At 72.7% G+C, this 19,915-nt stretch carries 16 protein-coding genes; 11 read left to right on the top strand and 5 right to left on the bottom strand.

The annotated features are described in order from the left end of the window. Window positions 1-9: 9 nt before the first annotated feature. Complete coding sequence (locus tag HHX35_RS16365; protein ID WP_182899643.1) at window positions 10-783, top strand: enoyl-CoA hydratase/isomerase family protein; 774 nt, start codon at window positions 10-12, stop codon at window positions 781-783. A gap of 37 nt (window positions 784-820) precedes the next feature. Here the strand turns inward: HHX35_RS16365 and HHX35_RS16360 are convergent, their stop codons facing one another. Next, window positions 821-1,696, bottom strand: coding sequence for an alpha/beta fold hydrolase (locus tag HHX35_RS16360; RefSeq protein ID WP_182899642.1), 876 nt, complete (start codon window positions 1,694-1,696; stop codon window positions 821-823). Window positions 1,697-1,699: 3 nt separating this feature from the next. Further along, complete coding sequence (locus HHX35_RS16355) at window positions 1,700-4,399, bottom strand: LuxR family transcriptional regulator (RefSeq protein WP_182899641.1); 2,700 nt, start codon at window positions 4,397-4,399, stop codon at window positions 1,700-1,702. A 168-nt stretch (window positions 4,400-4,567) separates the two neighbouring features. Here HHX35_RS16355 and HHX35_RS16350 point away from each other — a divergent pair, with 168 nt between their 5' ends. The 8 genes from HHX35_RS16350 (at window position 4,568) to HHX35_RS16315 (ending at window position 14,854) form a co-directional block, all read left to right on the top strand. Next, window positions 4,568-4,927: a hypothetical protein gene (locus tag HHX35_RS16350; protein WP_182899640.1), complete on the top strand. Its 360-nt coding sequence runs from the start codon at window positions 4,568-4,570 to the stop codon at window positions 4,925-4,927. 6 nt (window positions 4,928-4,933) lie between these two features. After that, window positions 4,934-6,160 (top strand): DUF6395 domain-containing protein, encoded by a 1,227-nt coding sequence (locus HHX35_RS16345; RefSeq protein WP_182899639.1) that lies wholly within the window; start codon window positions 4,934-4,936, stop codon window positions 6,158-6,160. Then, window positions 6,145-6,999 carry a M55 family metallopeptidase gene (locus HHX35_RS16340; protein ID WP_225898502.1) on the top strand — a complete coding sequence of 285 codons (855 nt, stop codon included), beginning with the start codon at window positions 6,145-6,147 and terminating at the stop codon, window positions 6,997-6,999. Before HHX35_RS16345 ends, HHX35_RS16340 begins: the two co-directional genes overlap by 16 nt. Before the next feature lie 84 nt (window positions 7,000-7,083). Then, a complete protein-coding gene (locus HHX35_RS16335) occupies window positions 7,084-8,712 on the top strand; it encodes an FAD-dependent oxidoreductase (RefSeq protein WP_310739133.1) in 1,629 nt (542 codons plus the stop codon). Further along, on the top strand, window positions 8,713-9,228 hold the full coding sequence (locus tag HHX35_RS16330; protein ID WP_182899638.1) for a YbaK/EbsC family protein: 516 nt from the start codon (window positions 8,713-8,715) through the stop codon (window positions 9,226-9,228). It begins immediately after the preceding gene. Window positions 9,229-9,334: 106 nt separating this feature from the next. Next, on the top strand, window positions 9,335-11,617 hold the full coding sequence (locus HHX35_RS42625; protein WP_220505474.1) for a serine/threonine-protein kinase: 2,283 nt from the start codon (window positions 9,335-9,337) through the stop codon (window positions 11,615-11,617). An 11-nt stretch (window positions 11,618-11,628) separates the two neighbouring features. Next, window positions 11,629-13,554 carry a serine/threonine-protein kinase gene (locus tag HHX35_RS16320; protein ID WP_182899637.1) on the top strand — a complete coding sequence of 642 codons (1,926 nt, stop codon included), beginning with the start codon at window positions 11,629-11,631 and terminating at the stop codon, window positions 13,552-13,554. Between the two features lie 64 nt (window positions 13,555-13,618). Then, the gene (locus tag HHX35_RS16315) at window positions 13,619-14,854 is read left to right on the top strand and encodes a serine/threonine-protein kinase (RefSeq protein ID WP_182899636.1); all 1,236 of its coding nucleotides are present in this window, start codon (window positions 13,619-13,621) and stop codon (window positions 14,852-14,854) included. A gap of 18 nt (window positions 14,855-14,872) precedes the next feature. Here the strand turns inward: HHX35_RS16315 and HHX35_RS16310 are convergent, their stop codons facing one another. After that, window positions 14,873-15,709, bottom strand: a complete 837-nt coding sequence (locus HHX35_RS16310) for a hypothetical protein (protein WP_182899635.1) — start codon at window positions 15,707-15,709, stop codon at window positions 14,873-14,875. A gap of 498 nt (window positions 15,710-16,207) precedes the next feature. On the opposite strand from HHX35_RS16310, the gene HHX35_RS16305 reads away from it, so the two are divergent. Further along, window positions 16,208-16,987, top strand: a complete 780-nt coding sequence (locus HHX35_RS16305) for an electron transfer flavoprotein subunit beta/FixA family protein (RefSeq protein WP_182899634.1) — start codon at window positions 16,208-16,210, stop codon at window positions 16,985-16,987. Between the two features lie 10 nt (window positions 16,988-16,997). Beyond that, a complete protein-coding gene (locus HHX35_RS16300; protein WP_182899633.1) occupies window positions 16,998-17,951 on the top strand; it encodes an electron transfer flavoprotein subunit alpha/FixB family protein in 954 nt (317 codons plus the stop codon). A 72-nt stretch (window positions 17,952-18,023) separates the two neighbouring features. On the opposite strand, the gene HHX35_RS16295 is transcribed toward HHX35_RS16300, so the two are convergent. Both HHX35_RS16295 and HHX35_RS16290 read right to left on the bottom strand, forming a co-directional pair. Continuing rightward, a complete protein-coding gene (locus HHX35_RS16295) occupies window positions 18,024-19,238 on the bottom strand; it encodes an MFS transporter (protein WP_182899632.1) in 1,215 nt (404 codons plus the stop codon). A 127-nt stretch (window positions 19,239-19,365) separates the two neighbouring features. Continuing rightward, a complete protein-coding gene (locus HHX35_RS16290) occupies window positions 19,366-19,857 on the bottom strand; it encodes a TetR/AcrR family transcriptional regulator (protein WP_139578345.1) in 492 nt (163 codons plus the stop codon). Window positions 19,858-19,915 lie beyond the last annotated feature (58 nt).

Here is a 19,915-nt window from a genome sequence, read left to right as displayed (position 1 = left end):
GTGGGGGCCATGGGTGAATTCGTCAGGGTGGAGATCTCCGAGCACATCGCCACGATCCGGCTCGACCGGCCGAAGATGAACGCGCTGAACCGGCAGGTCCAGGAGGAGATCGCGGAGGCCGCGCGACTCGTGGACGCCGATCCGAACACGCACGCGGTCATCGTCTACGGCGGCGAACGCGTCTTCGCGGCCGGCGCCGACGTCAAGGAGATGGCGGTCATGTCCTACGCCGACATGGCCGTGCACTCGCGCACTCTGCAGGACTGCTTCACCGCCGTCGCGCGGATCGGCAAGCCGGTGATCGCGGCGATCACCGGGTACGCCCTGGGCGGCGGCTGCGAGCTCGCGCTGTGCGCCGACTTCCGGGTGGCCGGGCAGAGCGCGAAGCTCGGCCAGCCGGAGATCACCCTCGGGATCATCCCCGGGGCGGGCGGGACCCAGCGCCTGCCCCGGCTCGTCGGGCCCGCCCGGGCCAAGGACCTGATCTTCACCGGGCGGCACGTGGACGCCGCCGAGGCGCTCGCCATCGGCCTGGTCGACCGGGTGGTGCCCGACGGCGAGGTCTACACCGCGGCGCTCGAACTCGCCGCGACCTTCGCCGAGGGACCGGTCACCGCGGTCCGGGCGGCCAAGCTCGCGATCGACCACGGCCTCGAGGCCGACCTCGACACCGGCCTGGAAATCGAGCGGCTCCAGTTCTCCGGCCTGTTCGCCACCCAGGACGCCCGGGAGGGCATGACGGCCTTCACCGAGAAGCGCCGCCCCAAATTCACCGGCAGCTGAGTTCACCGGCGACCGACACCCGGCCGACGGGACGGGGTCACCCGGCCGACGTGTGGGCGAGGATGGCGTCGGCCAGTTCGGCGTGCACCTCGGGCGGCAGAGTGTGGCCCATGCCGGTGACCGTCGTCAGCCGGGCACCGGGGATCTGCTCGGCGATGACGGCGCCGTGGCCCGGCTTGGCGGGCTCGTGCGTGCCCTCGACGACCAGGGTGGGCGCCTTGACCCGGTGCAGGACGCCCACCGGCTCGAAGTCGGGCTTCGCCGCCGCCGCCAGCCGGTGGTTGGCCGCCGCGTCGAGGTCCCGCGCCCGGTCGTACAGGCGTTCCTGCAGCCTGCGCGAGGCGTCCTCGTCGAACGGCAGCCCGGTGCCGTGCAGCACGCGGTCCTCCGCGATCATGCGCTCGATCCGCTCCCGCCGGTCGCGCGGCGGCGGCGCGGCGATCAGCTCGCGGTAGAACGCGACGAACTCCGGCGTGGGCTCGGGCAGGCTGCCCTCGGGCTGCGGCTCGCCCATCAGCGCCCGCATGAGCACCGCGCCCTCACCGCCGCCGAGCGGCGATGAGGCGATGACGGTGAGCGTCCGCACGCGCTCCGGCCGCTCCACCGCGATCAGCTGCCCGAGCAGCCCGCCCGCCGAATGGCCGACCAGATGAGCGCTGTCCAGCCCGTGCGCGTCCATCACCCGCAGCACGTCGTCCTTGATGTCGTCCCATGTGTACGGATCCTTCGAGAAGTCGATGACGTCGGACATCCCGGTGTCGCGGTGGTCGTAGCGGATCACGCGCCGGCCGCCGGCGGCGAGCCGGCCCACGAACTCGTCCGGCCACAGGATCCCCTGCGACATCGAACCCATCACCAGCACGATCGGCGCGTCGGCCGCGGCCCCGAACTCTTCACTCCAGATGTTTGGCATGGGCTAAAGCATGTCGCCCGGGGCCGCCGGCGCCTTCCGTAGAACTACTAGCCGCGCCAGTTCCGTACGTGAGGTGATGCCGAGCTTCGGATAGATCTTGTACAGGTGGTATTCGACCGTGCGCGGGCTGAGGAACAGCCGGGCGGCGATCTCCTTGCTGGTCGCGCCGCCCGCCACCAGGGTGGCGATGCGCAGCTCCTGCGGGGTGAGCGTGTCCAGCGCCGTCCCCCGCACGTCGGGGATCGCCTCGGGAACCGCGGCCGTGCTCGTCTCTACCGGGACGCTCTCGCCCGCCGCGCGCAGCTCCCCGTACGCGCGCCGCGCCCACGGCGCGGCTCCCGCGCGCTGGAACGTCTCGAACGCCGCGCGCAGGTGCGCCCTGGCCTCTCCCGGCCGGTGGGTGCGGCGCAGCCGCTCGCCCAGCAGCAGCCCCGTCCTGGCCGCCTCGAACGGGTTGTCGTGCAGTCGTGACGCCTCGCCGAGCGCCTCGACCGCCTGGTCGTCCGGCAGGACCAGGCCGCGGCACCGGGCGAGCAGCGCCCGGGACTCGGCCGTCCCCGCGTGGGCCGACCAGCGTTCGTACGCCTCCAGCGCCTTCCGGGCGGCCTCCGGGTCGCCCGCGCCGACGGCGGCCTCGATCCGGTCCGGCGTGCTCCGCCAGACCACCGTCGGATGGCCGGCTCCCGGGCCCGCGGCGACGATCGCCGTGAACCGGTCGTGCGCGGCGGAGAACCGGCCCAGGCACAGGTCGAGCATGGCCAGGGCGTACGCCGCGAGTCCGGCGCGCAGGCCCACCCGGTGCGGGACGGCGATGGCCAGCGCCTCCCGGGCATATCGGGCGCAGGGCTCCTCCTCGCCGCGCAGGGCCGCCACGGCCGCGAGGTTGGCCAGGTGCGCGGCCACGGTGTTGACGTATCCGGCCTCGCGAGCCAGCTCCAGGCCCTCCTCCGAGACGGCCTGGCTCTCCGCGAGGCGCCCCGCGAGCCGTTCCGCGGTGGCGACGAACTCCAGCACCACGGGCAGCTGGCCCGTCATCCCGGAGACCCTGGCCACCCGGCCGGCCCGCTCGGCCAGCTCGGAGGACAGGTCCACCTCGCCCAGATGGCTGGCCGCCGCCGTCGCCCACAGGAACTCGGCCGCCTCGCGCAGCTCACCCGTACGGCCGAGCGCCCGTTTGAGCAGGTCGTGCCCGCCCTCGCCGGCGAGCGTCGCGCCGACGCCCACGACCACGTCGCGCAGGAACCCCTCGGGGAAGGCGGCCGCCCGCCGCCCGATCTCCACGATGGCCGCCGCGTCGCCGACGTACGACGCCGCCTCCGAGGCGTCGGCCAGCATGTCCAGAGTGTCGCCCGCCGCGAGGATCCGCACGGCCTCGGCGGCGTCGCCGGAGTTCAGCTCGAACCGCCCGCGCAGCTGGGCGATCTCCATGGTCAGCGCGGTGTCCGCCCCGGCGAACTCGCGAGCCTCGGCCAGCAGGGACTCCGCCTGGCCGGGACGGCCCCCGAGCCACGAGGCCACGGCGGCGTCCTTGAGCCGCCGGGCGCGCACGAGCGGTTCCGGGGTGAGTTCGGCGGCCCTGGTCAGGGCGGTGGCGGCGGCGCCGTACCCGCCCCGGTCCCTGGCCCGTTGCGCGGCCCGCGTGAGCGCGGCGGCGACCGATTCGTCCTGGCCGAGCGCGGCCCCGGCCAGATGCCGGGCCCGACGGTCCCCGCCCGACACCTCGGCCAGCGCCGCGTGCGCCTCGCGGCGTGCGGCGGGGGAGGCCGCCTCGTACACCGCCGACCGGATCAGCGGATGGCGGAACCGCACGTGCGTCCCGGACACGCTCGCGAGACCGGCGGACTCGATCTCGGGCAGCGCCGCTTCTCCCGCGCCCAGCCGGTCGGCGGCCCGCAGCACCAGGTCGAGATCGCTCTCGACCGCCGCCAGCAGGGCCGCCAGCCGCGCCCCTGCGGACAACGCGGCCACCCGGTCGCCGAAGAGCCGGTTCCCGCCGGGCAGGGGGTCGGGCAGCGGTTCACGGCCGGCCCGCTGGGCGGGGGTGAGCAGCCGGGCCGTCTCGCGCAGCGCCAGCGGGTTTCCCCCGGTCAGCACCACGAGGTCTCGCCTGACCGGCGCCGCGAGCGTGAAGCCGGCGTCGAGCAGTTCGGCGGCCGCCGGTTCGGCCAGCCCGGCGATCTCCAGCGCGGGCAGGCCCTTCACCGGCGTGTCGCCCCGTACGGCCAGCGGCATCGCGATCGGCTCGGTGCCGAGCCGCCTCGCCGCGAACAGCAGGGCGTCGGCCGACGGCCGGTCCACCCATTGGAAGTCGTCGACCACGCAGATCAGCCCGTCACGCGCGGCGGCCTCGGCCAGCAGCGACAGCACCCCGGCCGCCAGCAGGAACCGGTCCCCCGAACCGGCAGGAGCCAGCCCGAGCGCACCGTGTACGGCCTCGGCCTGCGGTTCCGGCAGCGCGTCGAGCAGCCCGGTCACCGGCAGCAGCAACTGGTGCAGGGCGGCGAACGCCAGATCGGCCTCCGCCTCGACCCCCGTGGTCCGCAGCACTCGCATGGGCCCGCCGCGGGAGGCCGCCAGGTCGAGCAGCGCCGTCTTGCCGACACCGGCCTCGCCGCGCAGCACCAGCGCGCCCCCGGAGCCTTTCCTGGCCCGATCGATCAGGTCGTCGATCGCGGCCGTTTCCACCGATCTGCCGTAAAGCACAACCGCTGACTGTATTGCGTGGCGAGGCGCGTCCGACGCCCCTGTTCGGTGTCCCTGTTCGGTGTCCCTGTGCGGCGAGACGGCCGGATGGCCGTCTCTCAGCAGGCTCTGAGCAACTCCGCACTTTGTGTCAGGAAAGGATGCACAATGCCGCTATCGTGGCGGCTCATGATGAGGTTGCGAGTGCTGGGCCTGTCACGGCTGCGCCGGGCGCTGCTGTCCCGGCTCGACTCTCGGTACGTCACCAAGCCCGACCACCGGCAGGATCTGAAGGACGCCCTCTGGGAGGTGCAGATGCTCCGCCGGGAGGTCGTGGCGCTGCGCGACGAGGTCGACCGGCTGCGGCGGGCCCCTGTGAAGCCGCCCGCGGCGCCCAGGGCGACGGCGGACCCCAAGGCGGCCGAGGCGCACCGGCTGGCGACGGAGACCGCCCAGGCGGTGGACACGTTGCTGCAGAGCGAGATGCGCATCTGGCAGGCGATCGACGACCTGTCGGCGCGGGTCGGCGCTTCCGGGCGGGCGGGGTAACCGGTCGTGCGAGTGCAGTGGACGAGTGACGCGGACGTCTGGCGGCTGGTCTTCCTGCTCGACGCGGAGGACGAGACCGCGGGGGCCTGCGCCGACGGCCAGGCCATCGAGCTGCGGACCAATTCCTGCCACGTCCGGATCGGGGACGCCGGCGCGTCCCCGCATCCCGACCTGCTCGCGGTCGCCGCGTGGACCGTCGTCGCGCCGTGGACCAGGCGGCGGGTGACCTTCGACCGGCCGATCTCCGCCGGGCTCGCCGAGGCGCTGCGTACGGGGTGGGGAGTGGACGCCGGGCCCGTCGGGGCGGACGCCAGGAGCGGCACCCGTCTGGCCATCTCCTACAGCGGGGGCGCGGACTCGATGGCGGTGGCCGCGATGTTCCCCGACGCGCCGTTCGTGCACTTCCAGCGGGTGAGCCACCCCCGGGTGCCCAACCGGTGGACGCACTACCGCTCGGACGTGCTGGCCCGGCTCGCCCGGCGGACCGGCCGGGAACTCCACATCGCCCAGTCGGATCTGGAGTTCCTGCTGAGCCGTCCGCGGCCCGGCTTTCCCGAGCACCACGCCGTCACGGTGGGGGCGCTGCTCCTCGCCGACGACCTCGACCTCGGGGGCGTCGCGCTGGGCTACGAGATCGGGTCGCGCTGGCTCGGCGGCGACCGCTACGTCCTCCGCTACACCCCGGACAACCCCATGTGGGCGCAGGAGGGGAAGTGGGGACGGCTGTTCACCGCGGCCGGGCTGCCGATGGTGCTTCCCGTCGGCGGCGTGAGCGAGGCCGTGACGATGCGTGTCGCCCTGGAGTCGGATCTGCGTGAGCACGTCCGCTGGTGCCTGCGCGGCTCTGGCGACGGCCCCTGCGGGCTGTGCGGCAAGTGCCTGTACAAGGAGCTGATCCAGGCCGCGGTCGAGCGCCGTCCGATGCGCACCACCCTGACCGCCGAGAGCACTCCTGCCCGCTCCTGGCAGAAACCGCCGCCGTACGGCGGGCAGGAGATGATCGAGTACGGGTGCGCCCGCGTGCCGAACATCGCGCAGACGCCGTTCGCGAAGGCGGCGGAGCACCTCCAGGCGACCGAGGAGTCCACACGCTGGCTGGACCACTGCTACCGGCCGGCCGTCGACGAGGTCCCCGAACCGTGGCGCGAGCAGGTCGCCGCCTTCGTCGGTGAAAACATCGGGCTGATGACCGAGGACGAGGCGCTCCGGGTGGAGACATGGGGGGAACGATGAAGATCTACCTGTCGGTGGACATGGAGGGGGTCACCGGGCTGACCGATCCCGAGGAGATGCACCTCGGGGGACGGGGGTACGAGCGCGGCTGCGAGCTGATGACCGGGGACGCCAACGCGGTGATCCAGGGCGCCTTCGACGCGGGCGCCGCGTCCGTGCTGGTCAACGACGCCCACGGGTCCACCAAGAACCTCAGGATCGACCTGCTGGACGAGCGGGCCACGCTGATCAGGGGCCCGGGCAAACCGCACCGCATGGGGCAGGGCCTCATCCCCGACATGGCCGCCGCCTGCTTCGCCGGCTACCACGCCCGGGCCGGCGTGCCGCACGGGGTGCTCAACCACACGTGGATGGGCAAGGAGATCCAGAACGTCTACCTGAACGGCGAGATCTGCGGCGAGACCCGGCTGGTGGCGGGCTTCGCGGGCTCGATGGGCGTGCCGGTCGCGCTCGTCGCCGGCGACGAGGCGGTGTGCGAGGAGGCCAGGGAGCTGCTCGGCGAGGTCGAGACGGTCGCCGTGAAGAAGGGCATCGACAAGTTCTCCGCCGAGCTGCTGCCCCCGGCCGTCGCCTGGCGGCGCATCCGCGAGGGCACGGCCCGCGCCCTGGGCAGGCTGGCGGACTTCCGGCCTTACGTGGTCGAGCCGCCGTACACGCTGGGCGTCGAGTGGAACTCCACCGCCATCGCGGCGGCCTGCTCGATCGTGCCCGGCGTGCGGCTCGCCGGGCCGCGGCACACCGAGTTCACCACGAGCGACTACCACGAGATCATGGCGCTGTTCGGCATCTTCTCGATGATCGGCGGCCAGGTGGCCTGCGGCAGCGGCCGGTACGGCTGACGCCGTTCTTCCCCCAGCACGGCTGACGCCGGTTCACCCCGATCACGGCCGAAGCCGGTTCCCCCAACGACGAAGGCAGGCAGGGTGGCTAGCAGTGACCGCGGGACGCGGGAGCGTACGGGGGCGCTGACGCGGCGCGCCTTCCTGGTGGGCGTCGGCGCGGCCGGAGGCGCCGGAGCGATGTACGCGGCGATGGGCGCGCTCGGGCTCGCACCCGACGACCAGCAGAAGGACTACACACCGCCGAGCCGTTCCGACTTCGCCCTCAGCGGGAGGGGCGCCGGCTCCGTGGTGATCCTCGGGGCGGGGATCGCGGGCCTGGCCGCCGCGTACGAACTGGGCAAGGCGGGCTACGACTGCACCGTCCTTGAGGCCCGCGACCGGGTCGGCGGGCGCAACCTCACGCTGCGCGGCGGCGACCGGCTGCACGAGCTGTCCGGCCCGAATCAAGAAGGCCCGAATCAAGAAGGCCCGAATCAAGAAGACACAGTGCAGGAGGCGCGGTTCGGGGAGGGCGTCTATTTCAACGCAGGGCCGGCCCGCATCGCCCAGTGGATGGTCACCCTCGATTACTGCCGGGAGCTGGGCGTCCCGATCGAGTTGTTCGTCAACGACAACTCCAGCGCGTACGTCTACAACACGGGCATGAAGGCGCCGGTCCGGGCGCGTACCGCCCGTGCCGACACGTACGGCTACATCAGCGAACTGCTGGCGAAGGCCACGAACGCGGGCGCGCTCAACCGGCGGCTGACGGCGGGGGACAAGAACCGCCTGCTCCATTTCCTGTCGGAGTTCGGCGACATCGGCAGGACCTACACCTACACCGGGTCGGAGCGCAGAGGGTTCTCCGTGAACCCGGGCACGGGCGCGGGCGTGCCGCTGGGCTCGCCACCGCCCCTGTCGGAGGTGCTCGCTTACGGGCTCGGCCGCTCGATCACGTTTCCGTTCGGCTACGAGATGGCCATGCCGATGTTCCAGCCGGTGGGCGGCATGGACGCGATCGCGGCCAAGCTCGCCGACGCCGTGGGCCGCGACCGCATCCGCACCTCTGTCGAGGTCAAGAAGATCACCAACCTGCCCGACGGCGTGGAAGTCGAGCACACGGGCGGCGCCACCAAGGCGGACTTCTGCATCGCGGCCCTGCCGCCGCACGTGCTCGCGCGGATCCCCGGCAACCTGGACGCCCGGGTCGTCGCGGCGCTGCGGACGCCCACCCCGGTGTCGGGCGGGAAGATCGGGCTGGAGTACCGCCGCCGCTGGTGGGAGACCGACGAACGCATCTACGGCGGCATCACCGAGACCGACCTGGACATCGCGCACATCTGGTACCCCTCGTACGGTTTCCACGGCACGCGCGGGCTGGTGGTCGGCTACTACAACCTCGACGAGGACGCCGAGGCGTACGCCCGTCTCACCCACGCGGAGCGGGAGCGGCGGGCGCTCACCCAGGGCAAGAAGATCCACGGCGAGAAGTACCGGTCGGAACTGCTGTCCAGCGTCTCGATCGCCTGGCAGCGGCAGCCGCACATCGAGGGCGCGTGGGTCGCCTGGCCCTCCTACGAGGGCGCCTTCACGCTTCTGCAGCGGCCGGCCGGCCGCGTGTACTTCGCGGGCGACTGGCTCACGCACCTCATCGCCTGGCAGGCGGGGGCGCTGGAGTCGGCCCGTAATGTGGTCACCCAACTGCACCAGCGCGCCGTCAAGGAGGGCTAGATGCCGCTCGAATGGGTTCCCGCGTCCGACCGGCCGGACCTGCTCGCCGATCCCGTCGCCAAGGCCGTGGCCGGTCTCGACGTCAAGGTGGAGGTGGCCGAGATAGATCCCACGCTCTCCGACACCGCCGCGTTCTGCGAGCGGTACGGCGTGGCGATGGAGGACTCGGCCAACTGCGTCATCGTCGCCGCCAAACGGGGCGGGGAGACGCGGTACGCCGCCGTCATGGTGCTCGCCACCGGGCGGGCCGACGTCAACGGAATCGTGCGCCGCCATCTGGACGCGCGCAAGGCGTCATTCGCACCGCAGGCGGAGGCCGTCGAACTGACCGCGATGGAGTACGGCGGCATCACCCCGATCGGTCTTCCCGAGGGCTGGCCGGTGCTCGTTGACGAAAACGTGACCCGGCGGCCGTTCGTCGTGATCGGCAGTGGCGTCCGCCGCTCCAAGCTGGCGCTTTCCGGCGAGGCGCTGGTCGCGGCGACGCGGGGGGAGGTCCTCGCGCTCACCATTTGACCGCTTGCCTGGAAACCGTTGGCGTCTTTTCTCCGTTGTGCTGAGCGGAGATGTGGCGCGATGGTTCACTCATGGGCGTTCTTTTAGTCGGTATGGTGCTTAGGCAATGAATCAGGACGACCGACTGGGCCCGTACCGGCTGCTGAGGCGGCTCGGTGAGGGCGGCATGGGCGTGGTTCACCTCGCTCTCGACCCGCAGGGCAGGCAGGTGGCCGTCAAGGTCCTGCGCTCGGAGGTGGCGGGCGACGACGTCGCGCGCAGGCGTCTGTCGCGCGAGGTCGAGACCATGCGGCGGGTGCGCGGGCCGAACATCGCGGAGGTCGTCGACGCCGACGTCACGGGGCGCAGGCCGTACATCGTCACCCGCTACGTGCCGGGACGGCCGCTCGACGAGATCGTCAAGAACGACGGCCCGCTGCCTCTCGACGCCCTGCTCAAGGTCGCCGTCGGGGTGGCCCAGGCCCTCGCCGCCGTGCACGCCGCCGGGGTGATCCATCGCGACCTGAAGCCGGGCAACGTGCTGATGCTGGACGGCCAGCCGGTGCTGATCGACTTCGGCATCGCCCAGGCGGTCGACGCCACCCGGCTCACCCAGACCGGCATGTTCATCGGCACGCCCGGCTACCTCGCCCCCGAGATCATCGAGGGCCACGAGGCCGGGCCGCAGGTGGACGTGCACGCGTGGGCCGGCACCGTGCTGTACGCCGCCACCGGCCAGCCGCCGTTCGGCAAGGGCACGCTGGAGATGATCTTCTTCAACATCACCTCCGGCCGGGCCAACGTCGAGGCCGCCCCTCCGCCGATCCAGCCGATGCTGCGTGCCGCGTTCAACCGCGACCCGGCCAGGAGGCCGACCGCGGCCGAGCTCGTACGGCAGCTCGCGCGGCTCATGCCCCAGTCGCCGGGCGGCAGGCCCCGCGTGCCCGACGAGATCACGACGGTGCCCAATGTCGACGACACCGGCGGTCAGCAGGCGCCCGGCTCCGGCCGGCCGGGCGGGCCGGTCACCGGCCCGCCGCCGACCGGGTCGCCGATGCCCCCGATCACCCCGCCGGTGGCGCCCGTGGCGACGCCGCCGGTCACGCCGTCCCAGCCGGGCGGCCGGGCCGAGGAGTTCGTCTCACTGCTGCGCGAGACGCCCGCGGCGGGCCAGGGCGGCGACCCCTTCCCGACCGTGCGGGTGACCGGAGAGGACCTGCGCCGGGCGGGCCTCGGGCCGGCCGCCCCAACGAACGGCCCAGGGAACGGCCCAGGGAACGGCCCGGTGGAAGGCCCGGCGGAGGGCGACATCCCCACCCGGATGGCTCCGCCCCGCACCCCGCCGACCGGTCCGACCGGCCCGTCCGGTCCGACCAGCCCGTCCGGTCCGTCCGCGTTCCCGGGCTCGCCCGTGTCGGGCCCGGCTCCCGCGACCGGTGCGCCGTCCGCCCCGCCGCGAGGCGGGGCGGACGAGTGGCCCACGCCGATGCTGCGCCCGGAGGGCGACATCCCCACCCGGCGGGTGACCTCCGAGGAGGTGCGCCAGGCCGTCAGCGGCGATCCCACGGGACCACGCGCGGCGTCCCCCGGGTTCACGCAACCCGGGTCCTCGCAGCACGGGTCCTACGAGCAGGGAGACGTGGCGGCGCGCGACCACGCGCTCTTCGGGCACGCGCCCGATATCTACGAGCGGACTCCGCACATCCACCAGCCGAACCCCACGCCGTTCATGCCGACGGTGCGGGTGCCGCCGCCGACCGCGCCGCCCATGCCGTTCCCGTCCGGGGGGCTGTTCCAGCGCTCCAAGGCGTACGGCGTGGCGAGCGCGCTGCTGCTCGTCGTGATGACGTCGCTCGCGGTCATGGCGCCGCTGCTGGTGTGCCTGGTGGCCGTGCCGGCCGCGGTGCTGCTGCGGGCCGCGGACCTGGCCCAGCCGCACCTCAACTCCCGGCGTCCCGCGGGCGCCGCGGCGGCCGACGTGCTGCGGGTGCTGAGCCGTCCGGCGGAGCTCGTGAAGTCGATCGGCGTCACGATCGCGCTCGTGCCGTACGCGCTGATCCTGGGGCTGCCGGTGACGCTGCTGCTCACCGTCCTCCTCGGCGGCACGTCCGCGCTCCGGCTCGCGGCGCTGAGCTGGGGGATCGCGACGGCGTTGTGGACGATCTGCGCGGGGCCCGGAGTCGTGGGCCCGGGCAGGCAGATGCGGCGGACGCTGGCCTCGCTGGTGCCCGGCGAGGGAGCGGCGAAGGGGCTCGCCTGGGGGATCGGCGCCTTCGCGGTGCTGACGGCGGCGCTCGCGCTCTCCAGTCTCCTGGGTAAACAGACAGCAGGGCACTTCTGGGGCCCAATCGACGTTGTGTCATTACTGGAACGACTGGAAGACCTGCGTAACCAGGCGGGGAACGGGTGACGGGGGACGACATGTCGGCTACTGAGGCTCCGGAGAGGATCGGGCCCTACCGGCTGCTGCGGCAGCTCGGCGAGGGCGGCATGGGGGTGGTCCACCTCGGCTTGGACGCGGAGGGGCGCGAGGTCGCGGTCAAGGTCCTGCACCCGCACGTCGCCACCGACCTCAAGGCACGCGACCGGCTCACCCGCGAGGTCGAGACCATGCGGCGGGTGCGCAGCAGGCGCGTCGCCGAGGTCGTCGACGCCGACCTGACCGGCGCCGCGCCCTACATCGTGACGCGGTACGCCCCCGGGCGGACCTTAGAGCAGACGGTGCTGGAGGACGGGCCGCTCACCGACGACGGGGTGATCCGGCTCGCGGTGGGCATGTGCGAGGCCCTGGTCGCCATCCACGCGGCCGACGTCATCCACCGCGACCTCAAGCCGGCCAACGTGATGCTCGTGGGCGGCGAGCCGCTCGTGATCGACTTCGGCATCGCCCACCTGGTCAACGCCACCCGGCTGACCCAGACGGGGATGTTCGTCGGCACCCCCGGCTACCTCGCCCCGGAGATCATCCGGGACACCGAGATCACCCAGGCCGCCGACGTGCACGCGCTGGCGGCCACGGTCTTCTTCGCGGCCACCGGGAAGGCGCCGTTCGGCTCGGGCACGTTCGAGTCGGTCTGTTACAACATCCTCGAAGGCAAGGCGCAGGTGGACCTCGCGCCGGGCTGGCTGCGGGGCTGGCTCCGCGCCGCCCTGGCGCCCGAGGCCACGTCGCGTCCCACGGCCGCGTCGCTGCTCCGGCTCACCCGCTCGCTCGATCCCTCGGTCACCGTGCTCCAGGAGACCGCTCACGAGCCGCCGCGCGACGGCGGGACGCGGATCCTGGACGGCACGCGCGTGCTCGACGAGCCGGCACGGGGGAACACGGGCGGCCCGGTGAACGGGGGCGGCCCGGCGAACGGCGCCAACGGGAGCCGGACCAGCATGCTGCCGGCCGGCGACGACAGCTACTCCGACCTGCTGCCGCCGGTGAACTACGTGGAGCCGGAGCGTCCCCGCCGCGAGCCCCGGGCGCCCAGGCAGCGCCGCCCCGTGTCCGCGCCGCCTCCGGCGCATCCGCAGGCCCCGCCCTACGGGCAGGCGGGCCCGCCTCCGCCGCCGTACCAGACGCCGCCGTACCAGCCGTACACCGACCAGCGGGTGGCGGGCTACCCGGAGCCCCGGGTCGCGCCGCCTCCTGCTCCCGCCGCGCCGTACGAGCCCGAGCCGAGGCGGGCCCCCTACCGGGCCCCGCATCCGGTGCTCGCGGCCCTGCTGCTGGCCACGCTCGTGGCGCTGGCCTGCCTGCTGCCGGTCGTGGTGAGCCTGTTCGCCGTCGTGGCGGCGCTGTGCCTGCGGGTGGGGCAGTACCTGCTCGGCGACCTCGCCGACCGCCGGGCCGCGCGGGGCAGCAGCGGGGCCGACCCGCTCCTCGCGGTTCTCGGCACGCCGTGGGCGCTGATCAAGGCCGGGCTGGCGACGGTGGTGCACGTGCCGCTGGCCGTGATGTTCGCGATGTGCGTGTGGGGCGGGTTCCGCTACCTCGGCGGGGTCAGGCCCGATCCGGCCGCGGCGTACGCCGCGGGCGCCTTCGTGGCCGGGCTGTTCCTCCTCCCCGGTGGGAAGGCCCCCCGCAAGGCGGTGTCCCGGACGCTGAGCACGGTGATCCGGAGCCCCGGAGCGGGAATGATCGTGACGATCGCGGTCGGCACGGTCGCGCTGTTCGCGATCATGACGGCGCTGTCCGCGGACGCCTCGTGGATCCCCTGGCGGCCGCCGTCGGTGGCGGTGGACCACATCGTCGCGGATCTCAAACAGAAGGGTCAGGACACGGTCGTCAACCTGATCGGCGGCGTGATCGGGGACATCATGGACAGGATCGGCCTGGGCTTCCTGACCTTCTGGACCTGACGCCCCGGTCCCTCGGTGAACCGGGAGGCCCCGAGCAGGCCCCGAGCGAAGCGGGAGACACAGTTTGGGAACGCCGGAACAGCTTGGTCCCTACCGTCTGGTCTCCGCTCTCGGCTCCGGAGGGTTCGGTGAGGTCCACCTCGCGCTCGATCCCGACGGGCGCACGGTGGCGGTGAAGGTCCTGCATCCCCACGTCGCCTCCGACGGGTTCGCCATCACCCGCCTCGCCCGTGAGGTGGAGACCATGCGCCGGGTTCGCGGGGCCCACGTCGCCGAGGTGCTGGACGCCTCCCTGTCGGGGGAGCGGCCCTACATCGTCACGCGGTACGTCCAGGGCAGACCGCTCAGCACGGTCGTGGCCAACGACGGGCCGGTCACGGGGGCCGACCTGCTGCGGCTCGCCCTGGGGCTGGCGGCGGCGCTGGAGTCCGTCCACGCGGCCGAGGTGGTCCACCGCGACCTCAAGCCGGCCAACGTGATCGTCTCCGAGCGCGAGCCGTACGTGATCGACTTCGGCATCGCCTGCGCGCTGGAGTCGGCCTCGGTCACCGCCTCGGGCGCGGTCGTCGGCACGCCCGGCTACCTGGCTCCCGAGGTGCTGGAAGGCCGGGAGGCCGGGCCGGAGGCCGACGTGTTCGCCTGGGGGGCGACGCTGGCCTTCGCCGCGTCGGGGCGGCAGCCGTACGGGACCGGGCCGGCCGCGGCGATCGCCTACCGGGTCGTCCACCGCGAGCCCGACCTGTCGGGCGTGCCGTCCTGGCTCGCCCCGATCGTGGAGCGGTGCCTGAGCGCGGATCCGGCGGACCGCCCGGCGACGGCCGAGCTGGCCGGGCTCCTCAAGGAGGCCGCGCCGGTGCTGGACGGGATCGAGCCGTCGCGGCCCGCGCTGTCGGAGGCGCCCACCCAGCAGTGGCGGCCCGGCGATCGGCGGCGGAGCCGGCCCTCGCGCGGGATGCGGCGGGGAGAGGTGGACGACCCGCGCGCCGCGCACCGGGAGAAGCTGCACCGCCGCTGGGTGATCGGCTCCGCGGTGGTCGTCGGCCTGTTCGCCGCCGCGGCGCGCGCCGACCTGCCCGAGGTGTCGCTTCTCCTGCTGGTGCTCTACGGCATCGCCCTGCTCGTGGACGCGGGGTTCGGGCTGCTGGGAAAGTCGAGGCGGCGGCTCGTGGTGGACCTCGCGGGCGGCGTCGGGGCCGTCGCGGTGTGGGCGCTGCTCAGCACGCTGTTCAGCACGGTGACGCTCCTCATGGCCGTCGGAACCGTCCTGTTCCTGCTCGTCATGCTCGTGTTCGCGAGCTGAATCCCGCCGGGAGGCGATTCAGGAGAACCAGTCGGCGCCGAGTTCCTGAATGGTCCTGCTGCCCTGGGGCACCAGCAGCGCCTCGCTCAGCACCTGGTTGACGTGCTTGGGGTTGTTGACCATGCCGAACAGGAAGAACGAGCCGCCGTCCGCGGTGCGGAAGCCGAAGATCGAGCCGTGGCCGTCGAACGCGACGTACGCCCCCTTGTTCACGGCGGGGAACGCCTTGCGGCTGTAGCTGTCCTTGGCCAGGCGGTAGCCGGAGGCGCCCTCCTTCTTCTCGTTGTTCCAGAAGTTCTGGTACTCGTGGGCCACGGCGCCCGCCGCGAGGGCGTCCATGTCGGTGACGTAGCCGTCGGCGTCGAGCCGCGGCTTCGGCATCCGCCGGCCCCAGTGGATCGGAGTCGCGACGGCCAGCCTGAACGGCTGCCCGTGGGGGCGGACGAACGCGAGCACGTGCGGGCGGGCATGGCCCTCGGTGTCCTTGTAGGTCGCCTGCGCGATGAACCACTCGCCGATCGGCCGCTGCCGTTCCGGCCGGGGCAGGTAGATCGTCGGGGTGCCGGTCATCTTGATCGGCTTGTGCCCCGGCTTCGACCCGAAGATCTCATGGTTGCGTTCGATCACGCCCTCGTGCAGCGCCGCCTCGACGAACAGCGCGTCGAGCCGGTCGTTCTGATTCCACCACTTGCGCTTTCGCAGCGTCGCGTTGTATTTGCCCACCCACTCCCGCATGGCCTGCCTCGCCTGGGGGATGGTCGGCCCCATCTCGGCGGCGGAGGGAGTGGGAGCGGCGCTCACGGCCGGCCGTGGTGACGTGACCGGGCTCGGCGCGTCGCCGCGGCGGGCGGCCATATCCGTGACAACACCACAGCCGGACAGGCTCATGACAAGAGCCACGATCAGCCACGTCCCACGCACCGGTGAAGTCCCCCAAGATCCGCCGTAAAAATGCCAACATATCGGGACATCGGGGCACGGTGAGCGCCGTGCGGCCCGGCCTGATTACGATCATGGAGTGGTCGCCGTGGGCGACGGCCATGGTTCCGAGTCCCGGCCACAGGGACCTCCCCGACGCTTCCGGAACATAGTTCGGTAGGGTGGCGGTGGGCGTGACCGGGTTCTGGGTAATTCCTCAACCGAAGGACGCGGCCGTAAAAACCTGGAGGTTTGCACCTAAGCTACCGATGGGTAACATACGCCTGGGGGGACCAGGGTCAGTTCGACACCCGGGCCACCTGCACAGGCGCGCCCGCGAGCACCTGGCAGTCTTGCATCACGTGCGCGTACCCCGCGCCACGTACCGAGAACCGCGGCGTCAGCCGTACGGAAAGGGGAGGTCGGCCACCGGCCATGAACATCGTCGTCTGCGTGAAGCAGGTCCCCGACACGGCGACCGAGCGCAAGCTGAGGTCCGATGACAAGACGCTCGACCGTGACGCCGCCGACGGCGTCGTGAACGAGCTCGACGAGTACGCGGTCGAGGAGGCGCTGCGGCTCAAGGAGGCCCATGGAGGCGAGGTCACCGTCCTCAGCATGGGCCCCGCCAAGGCGACCGAGACCATCCGCAAGGCCCTGGCGATGGGCGCCGACAAGGCGGTGCACCTGCACGACGACGCGCTGCACGGCTCGGACGCGCTCGGCACCTCCTACGCCGTCTCCCAGGCCCTGAAGAAGATCGGTTTCGACCTGGTGATCCTGGGTTCGGAGTCGACCGACGCCCGCACGGGCATGCTCGCCGCGATGCTGGCCGAGCGGCTCGGCGCCCCGCAGCTCACGCTCGCCGGCAAGGTCGAGGTCGAGGGCACGGCCATCCGGGTCGAGCGGATCACCGACTACGGCTACGACAAGGTCGAGGCGTCGCTGCCCGCCGTCGTGTCGGTGGTCGAGAAGATCAACGAGCCGCGCTACCCGTCGTTCAAGGGCATCATGGCCGCCAAGAAGAAGCCGGTCGAGACGCTCGGCGTCGCCGACGCGGAGATCGCGGCCGACCAGGTGGGCCTGGCGAACGCCTGGAGCGAGGTCGTGGACTTCGCCGCCGCCCCGCCCCGTGCCGCGGGCACCGTGATCAAGGACGAGGGCGACGGCGGCGCCAAGGCCGCCGAGTTCCTCGCGTCGAAGAAGTTCGTCTGAGGGGCTTGGGATGAGTGAGATTCTGGTTCTCGTCGAGCACGTCGACGGTGACGTCAAGAAGGTCACCCTCGAACTGCTGACCCTGGCCCGGTCGCTGGGCACGCCGGCCGCCGTATGGGCCGGCCCCGGCTACTCCGACGCCGCGAAGGCCAGGCTCGCCGAGTACGGCGCCGAGAAGATCTACGTGGCGGCGGCCGACGAGATCGGTGACTACGTGGTGGCGCCCAAGGCCGAGGTGCTGGCGCATCTGGTGGCCGAGCGGTCTCCGGCCGCGGTCTTCGTCGCCGCGACCGGCGAGGGCAAGGAGATCGCCGGCCGTCTCGCGATCAAGACGGACTCCGGTGTGATCTCGGACGCGGTGGGCGTCGGCGAGGGCTTCGTCGCCGAGCAGTCCATCTTCGGCGGCGGCGTCAACGTCCACAGCCGCGTGACCAAGGGCACGCCGATCATCACGGTCCGCCCGAACAGCACTGCCCCCGTCGCCGCCGCCGCGGCCGGCGCCGAGGAGAAGGTGGAGGTCGCGCTGTCGGACGCCGCCCGTGCGGCCAAGATCGTCGAGCGGGTCGTCCAGGAGAAGGGCGCGCGTCCGGAGCTGACCGAGGCCGCGATCGTGGTCTCCGGCGGCCGGGGCGTGGGCTCGGGCGAGAACTTCTCGATCATCGAGAAGCTCGCCGACACGCTCGGCGCGGCCGTGGGCGCCTCGCGGGCCGCGACCGACGCCGGCTGGTATCCGCACCAGTTCCAGGTCGGGCAGACGGGCAAGACCGTGTCCCCGCAGCTCTACATCGCGGCCGGCATCTCCGGCGCCATCCAGCACCGGGCCGGCATGCAGACCTCCAAGACCATCGTCGTGATCAACAAGGACGCCGAGGCGCCCCTGTTCGAGATCGCCGACTTCGGCGTCGTGGGCGACCTGTTCCAGGTCGTCCCGCAGCTCACCGAGGAGATCGAGAAGCGCAAGTGACGCGCTCGGCCCGTGTCGCGTGTTCACGCGGCACGGGCCGAGAGCTTTTCTCGACAGGCTGGCGGGCGGGCGTCAGGCCGCCGTGCGGAGGGGGGCCTCCTCGTCCCCCGACCGGACCGGCAGCGGGATGATCTCCGTACGGGACGCGGGCAGCAGCCGGGCGGCCACGGCGATGACGACGCCGAGCACGACCGCCACGCCCATCGCGACCCGCAGCGAGGCCGCGGCGGACAGGAAACCGATGACCACGGGCCCGAGCAGCAGGCCCGCGTAGCCCATCGCGCTCGCCTGTGCGATCGCCGGGCCGGGCTCGCGTGTCGCGGTCCCCGCCAGCGACAGCGCCATCGGGGAGATCGTCGCCACCGACAGCCCGATGAAGAACAGCCCGGCGACGGCGGCAACGGTCACCGGCGCGGCGATGACCACGAGGAACGCGAGCGCGGTGGCACCGCCGGAGAACATGATCAGCCCGCGGGCGCCGTAGCGGCCGCGCAGCCGGTCGCCGGCCAGCCGGGCGAGCAGCATGCCCGCCTCGAACACCGGGTAGCCGAGCGCGGCGACCGCCTCGGAGGCGTGCAGCGTGCCGATCAGGTACAGGCCGTTCCAGTCGGCGACGACGCCCTCCACCATGAACGCGGCGAAGGTGACCGCGCCGAGCAGGTAGACGACCCCAGGCAGCCTGCGCCGGGCACGAGCGGACGCCTGGCCCGCCTCGTCCGCCTCGGGCGTGGGGTCGGGCAGGTGCAGACGGCTGAGGGCCAGCGCCGCGGGCACCGACACCAGGGCGACGACCAGGATGTGGGCGGTGAGGGACAGGCCCAGGGCGATGGCCCCGGTGCCGAGCAGGCCCGCCGAGATCGCGCCGACGCACCATCCCGCGTGCATGCCGCTCATGATCGGCCGGCCGTACGCGCGCTCGACGGCCGAGCCCTGGGCGTTCATGCCGACGTCGACCGCGCCGAACGCCATGCCGAACAGCGCGGCGGCCACGGCCAGCACCGGGAGGGACGGCGCGAACGCGACGAGGACCAGTGACACCGCGCACAGGGGAGCGGCCGCGCGCAGGACGCCACGGCTGCCGATCCTGGCCAGGACGACGCGCATGAGCTGCATGGTGAGCAGCGCGCCGATCCCCCAGCTGAGCAGGGTGAGCCCGACCGACGACTCCGGCAGGCGGAGCCGGTCGGCCAGGGCCGGGAGGCGCACGGTGAAGGTTCCACACATCAGGCCGGCCAGGACGAAGGTGAGGACTGCCCCGTGACGGGCCTTCCTCAAAGCGCGGGTCATCACAGCTTCCTTTCCAGGTGAGTCGAGTGGGTTTCCGGGCCCGGATTTACGGGCAGACACCAGCAGGTCGCCCTTTCACGGCAGAGCCGGAAGGAAGGGCGACCACCAGGTGTGGGTCAGGGGTGCGCTACAACAGGGCGAGCAGCCTGGCGCGGATCGCGGCGTAGTCGATGATCGCCGCACAGTGGGTGGCGACCTCCCAGACGCCCTCACAGGCCAGCCGTACGACCTGGGAGGTCAGGGGGTCGGGCTCGTCGTCCAGGCCCTGCCGCATCCAGCGGTCCATCGCCCCGCGCAGCGGCGCGAGCAGTTCGGGGTCGCCGGCCGCGCCCGTGACCACGGCCCATCGTCGCAGCCGGCCGGTCTCCACGGCCTCGAACGTCGCGGCGACGTACGCCCGGGTGTAGGTGCTCTCCGACTGCGCCTCGATGAGCGCGTCGAAATCGGCGATCAGGCGCTCGATCATGCCTTTGACGAGCGCTTCCTTGCTCGCGAAGTGATAGAGGAGACCGCCCTTGCTGACACCGGCGCGCTCGGCCACCGCCGCCAGGGTCAGGGCCTGGGCACCCTGATCCTGCAGCAGGCCCTCGGCCGCGTCCAGCAGTTCGTCCTTCCTCATGCCCCCTACTGTACCGTCTGGACGGTTAAGTTGCGACACGTGCCGGTGTTCTCTGCTC

Origin of the sequence: Microbispora sp. H10830 (assembly GCF_014161375.1) — a bacterium.
Lineage (GTDB): Bacteria > Actinomycetota > Actinomycetes > Streptosporangiales > Streptosporangiaceae > Microbispora > Microbispora catharanthi.
Note: the sequence above shows the minus strand (reverse complement) of the source record. Positions and strands in the feature narration are given on the sequence as shown.

Excerpts from the sequence above, each read along its gene's own strand:
- HHX35_RS16365 (WP_182899643.1), top strand. The coding sequence starts at position 10 with ATGGGTGAATTCGTCAGGGTGGAGATCTCCGAGCACATCGCCACGATC.
- HHX35_RS16360 (WP_182899642.1), bottom strand. The coding sequence starts at position 1,696 with ATGCCAAACATCTGGAGTGAAGAGTTCGGGGCCGCGGCCGACGCGCCG.
- HHX35_RS16350 (WP_182899640.1), top strand. The coding sequence starts at position 4,568 with ATGATGAGGTTGCGAGTGCTGGGCCTGTCACGGCTGCGCCGGGCGCTG.
- HHX35_RS16340 (WP_225898502.1), top strand. The coding sequence starts at position 6,145 with ATGGGGGGAACGATGAAGATCTACCTGTCGGTGGACATGGAGGGGGTC.
- HHX35_RS16330 (WP_182899638.1), top strand. The coding sequence starts at position 8,713 with ATGCCGCTCGAATGGGTTCCCGCGTCCGACCGGCCGGACCTGCTCGCC.
- HHX35_RS42625 (WP_220505474.1), top strand. The coding sequence starts at position 9,335 with ATGAATCAGGACGACCGACTGGGCCCGTACCGGCTGCTGAGGCGGCTC.
- HHX35_RS16320 (WP_182899637.1), top strand. The coding sequence starts at position 11,629 with ATGTCGGCTACTGAGGCTCCGGAGAGGATCGGGCCCTACCGGCTGCTG.
- HHX35_RS16310 (WP_182899635.1), bottom strand. The coding sequence starts at position 15,709 with ATGGCCGCCCGCCGCGGCGACGCGCCGAGCCCGGTCACGTCACCACGG.
- HHX35_RS16305 (WP_182899634.1), top strand. The coding sequence starts at position 16,208 with ATGAACATCGTCGTCTGCGTGAAGCAGGTCCCCGACACGGCGACCGAG.
- HHX35_RS16300 (WP_182899633.1), top strand. The coding sequence starts at position 16,998 with ATGAGTGAGATTCTGGTTCTCGTCGAGCACGTCGACGGTGACGTCAAG.
- HHX35_RS16295 (WP_182899632.1), bottom strand. The coding sequence starts at position 19,238 with ATGACCCGCGCTTTGAGGAAGGCCCGTCACGGGGCAGTCCTCACCTTC.
- HHX35_RS16290 (WP_139578345.1), bottom strand. The coding sequence starts at position 19,857 with ATGAGGAAGGACGAACTGCTGGACGCGGCCGAGGGCCTGCTGCAGGAT.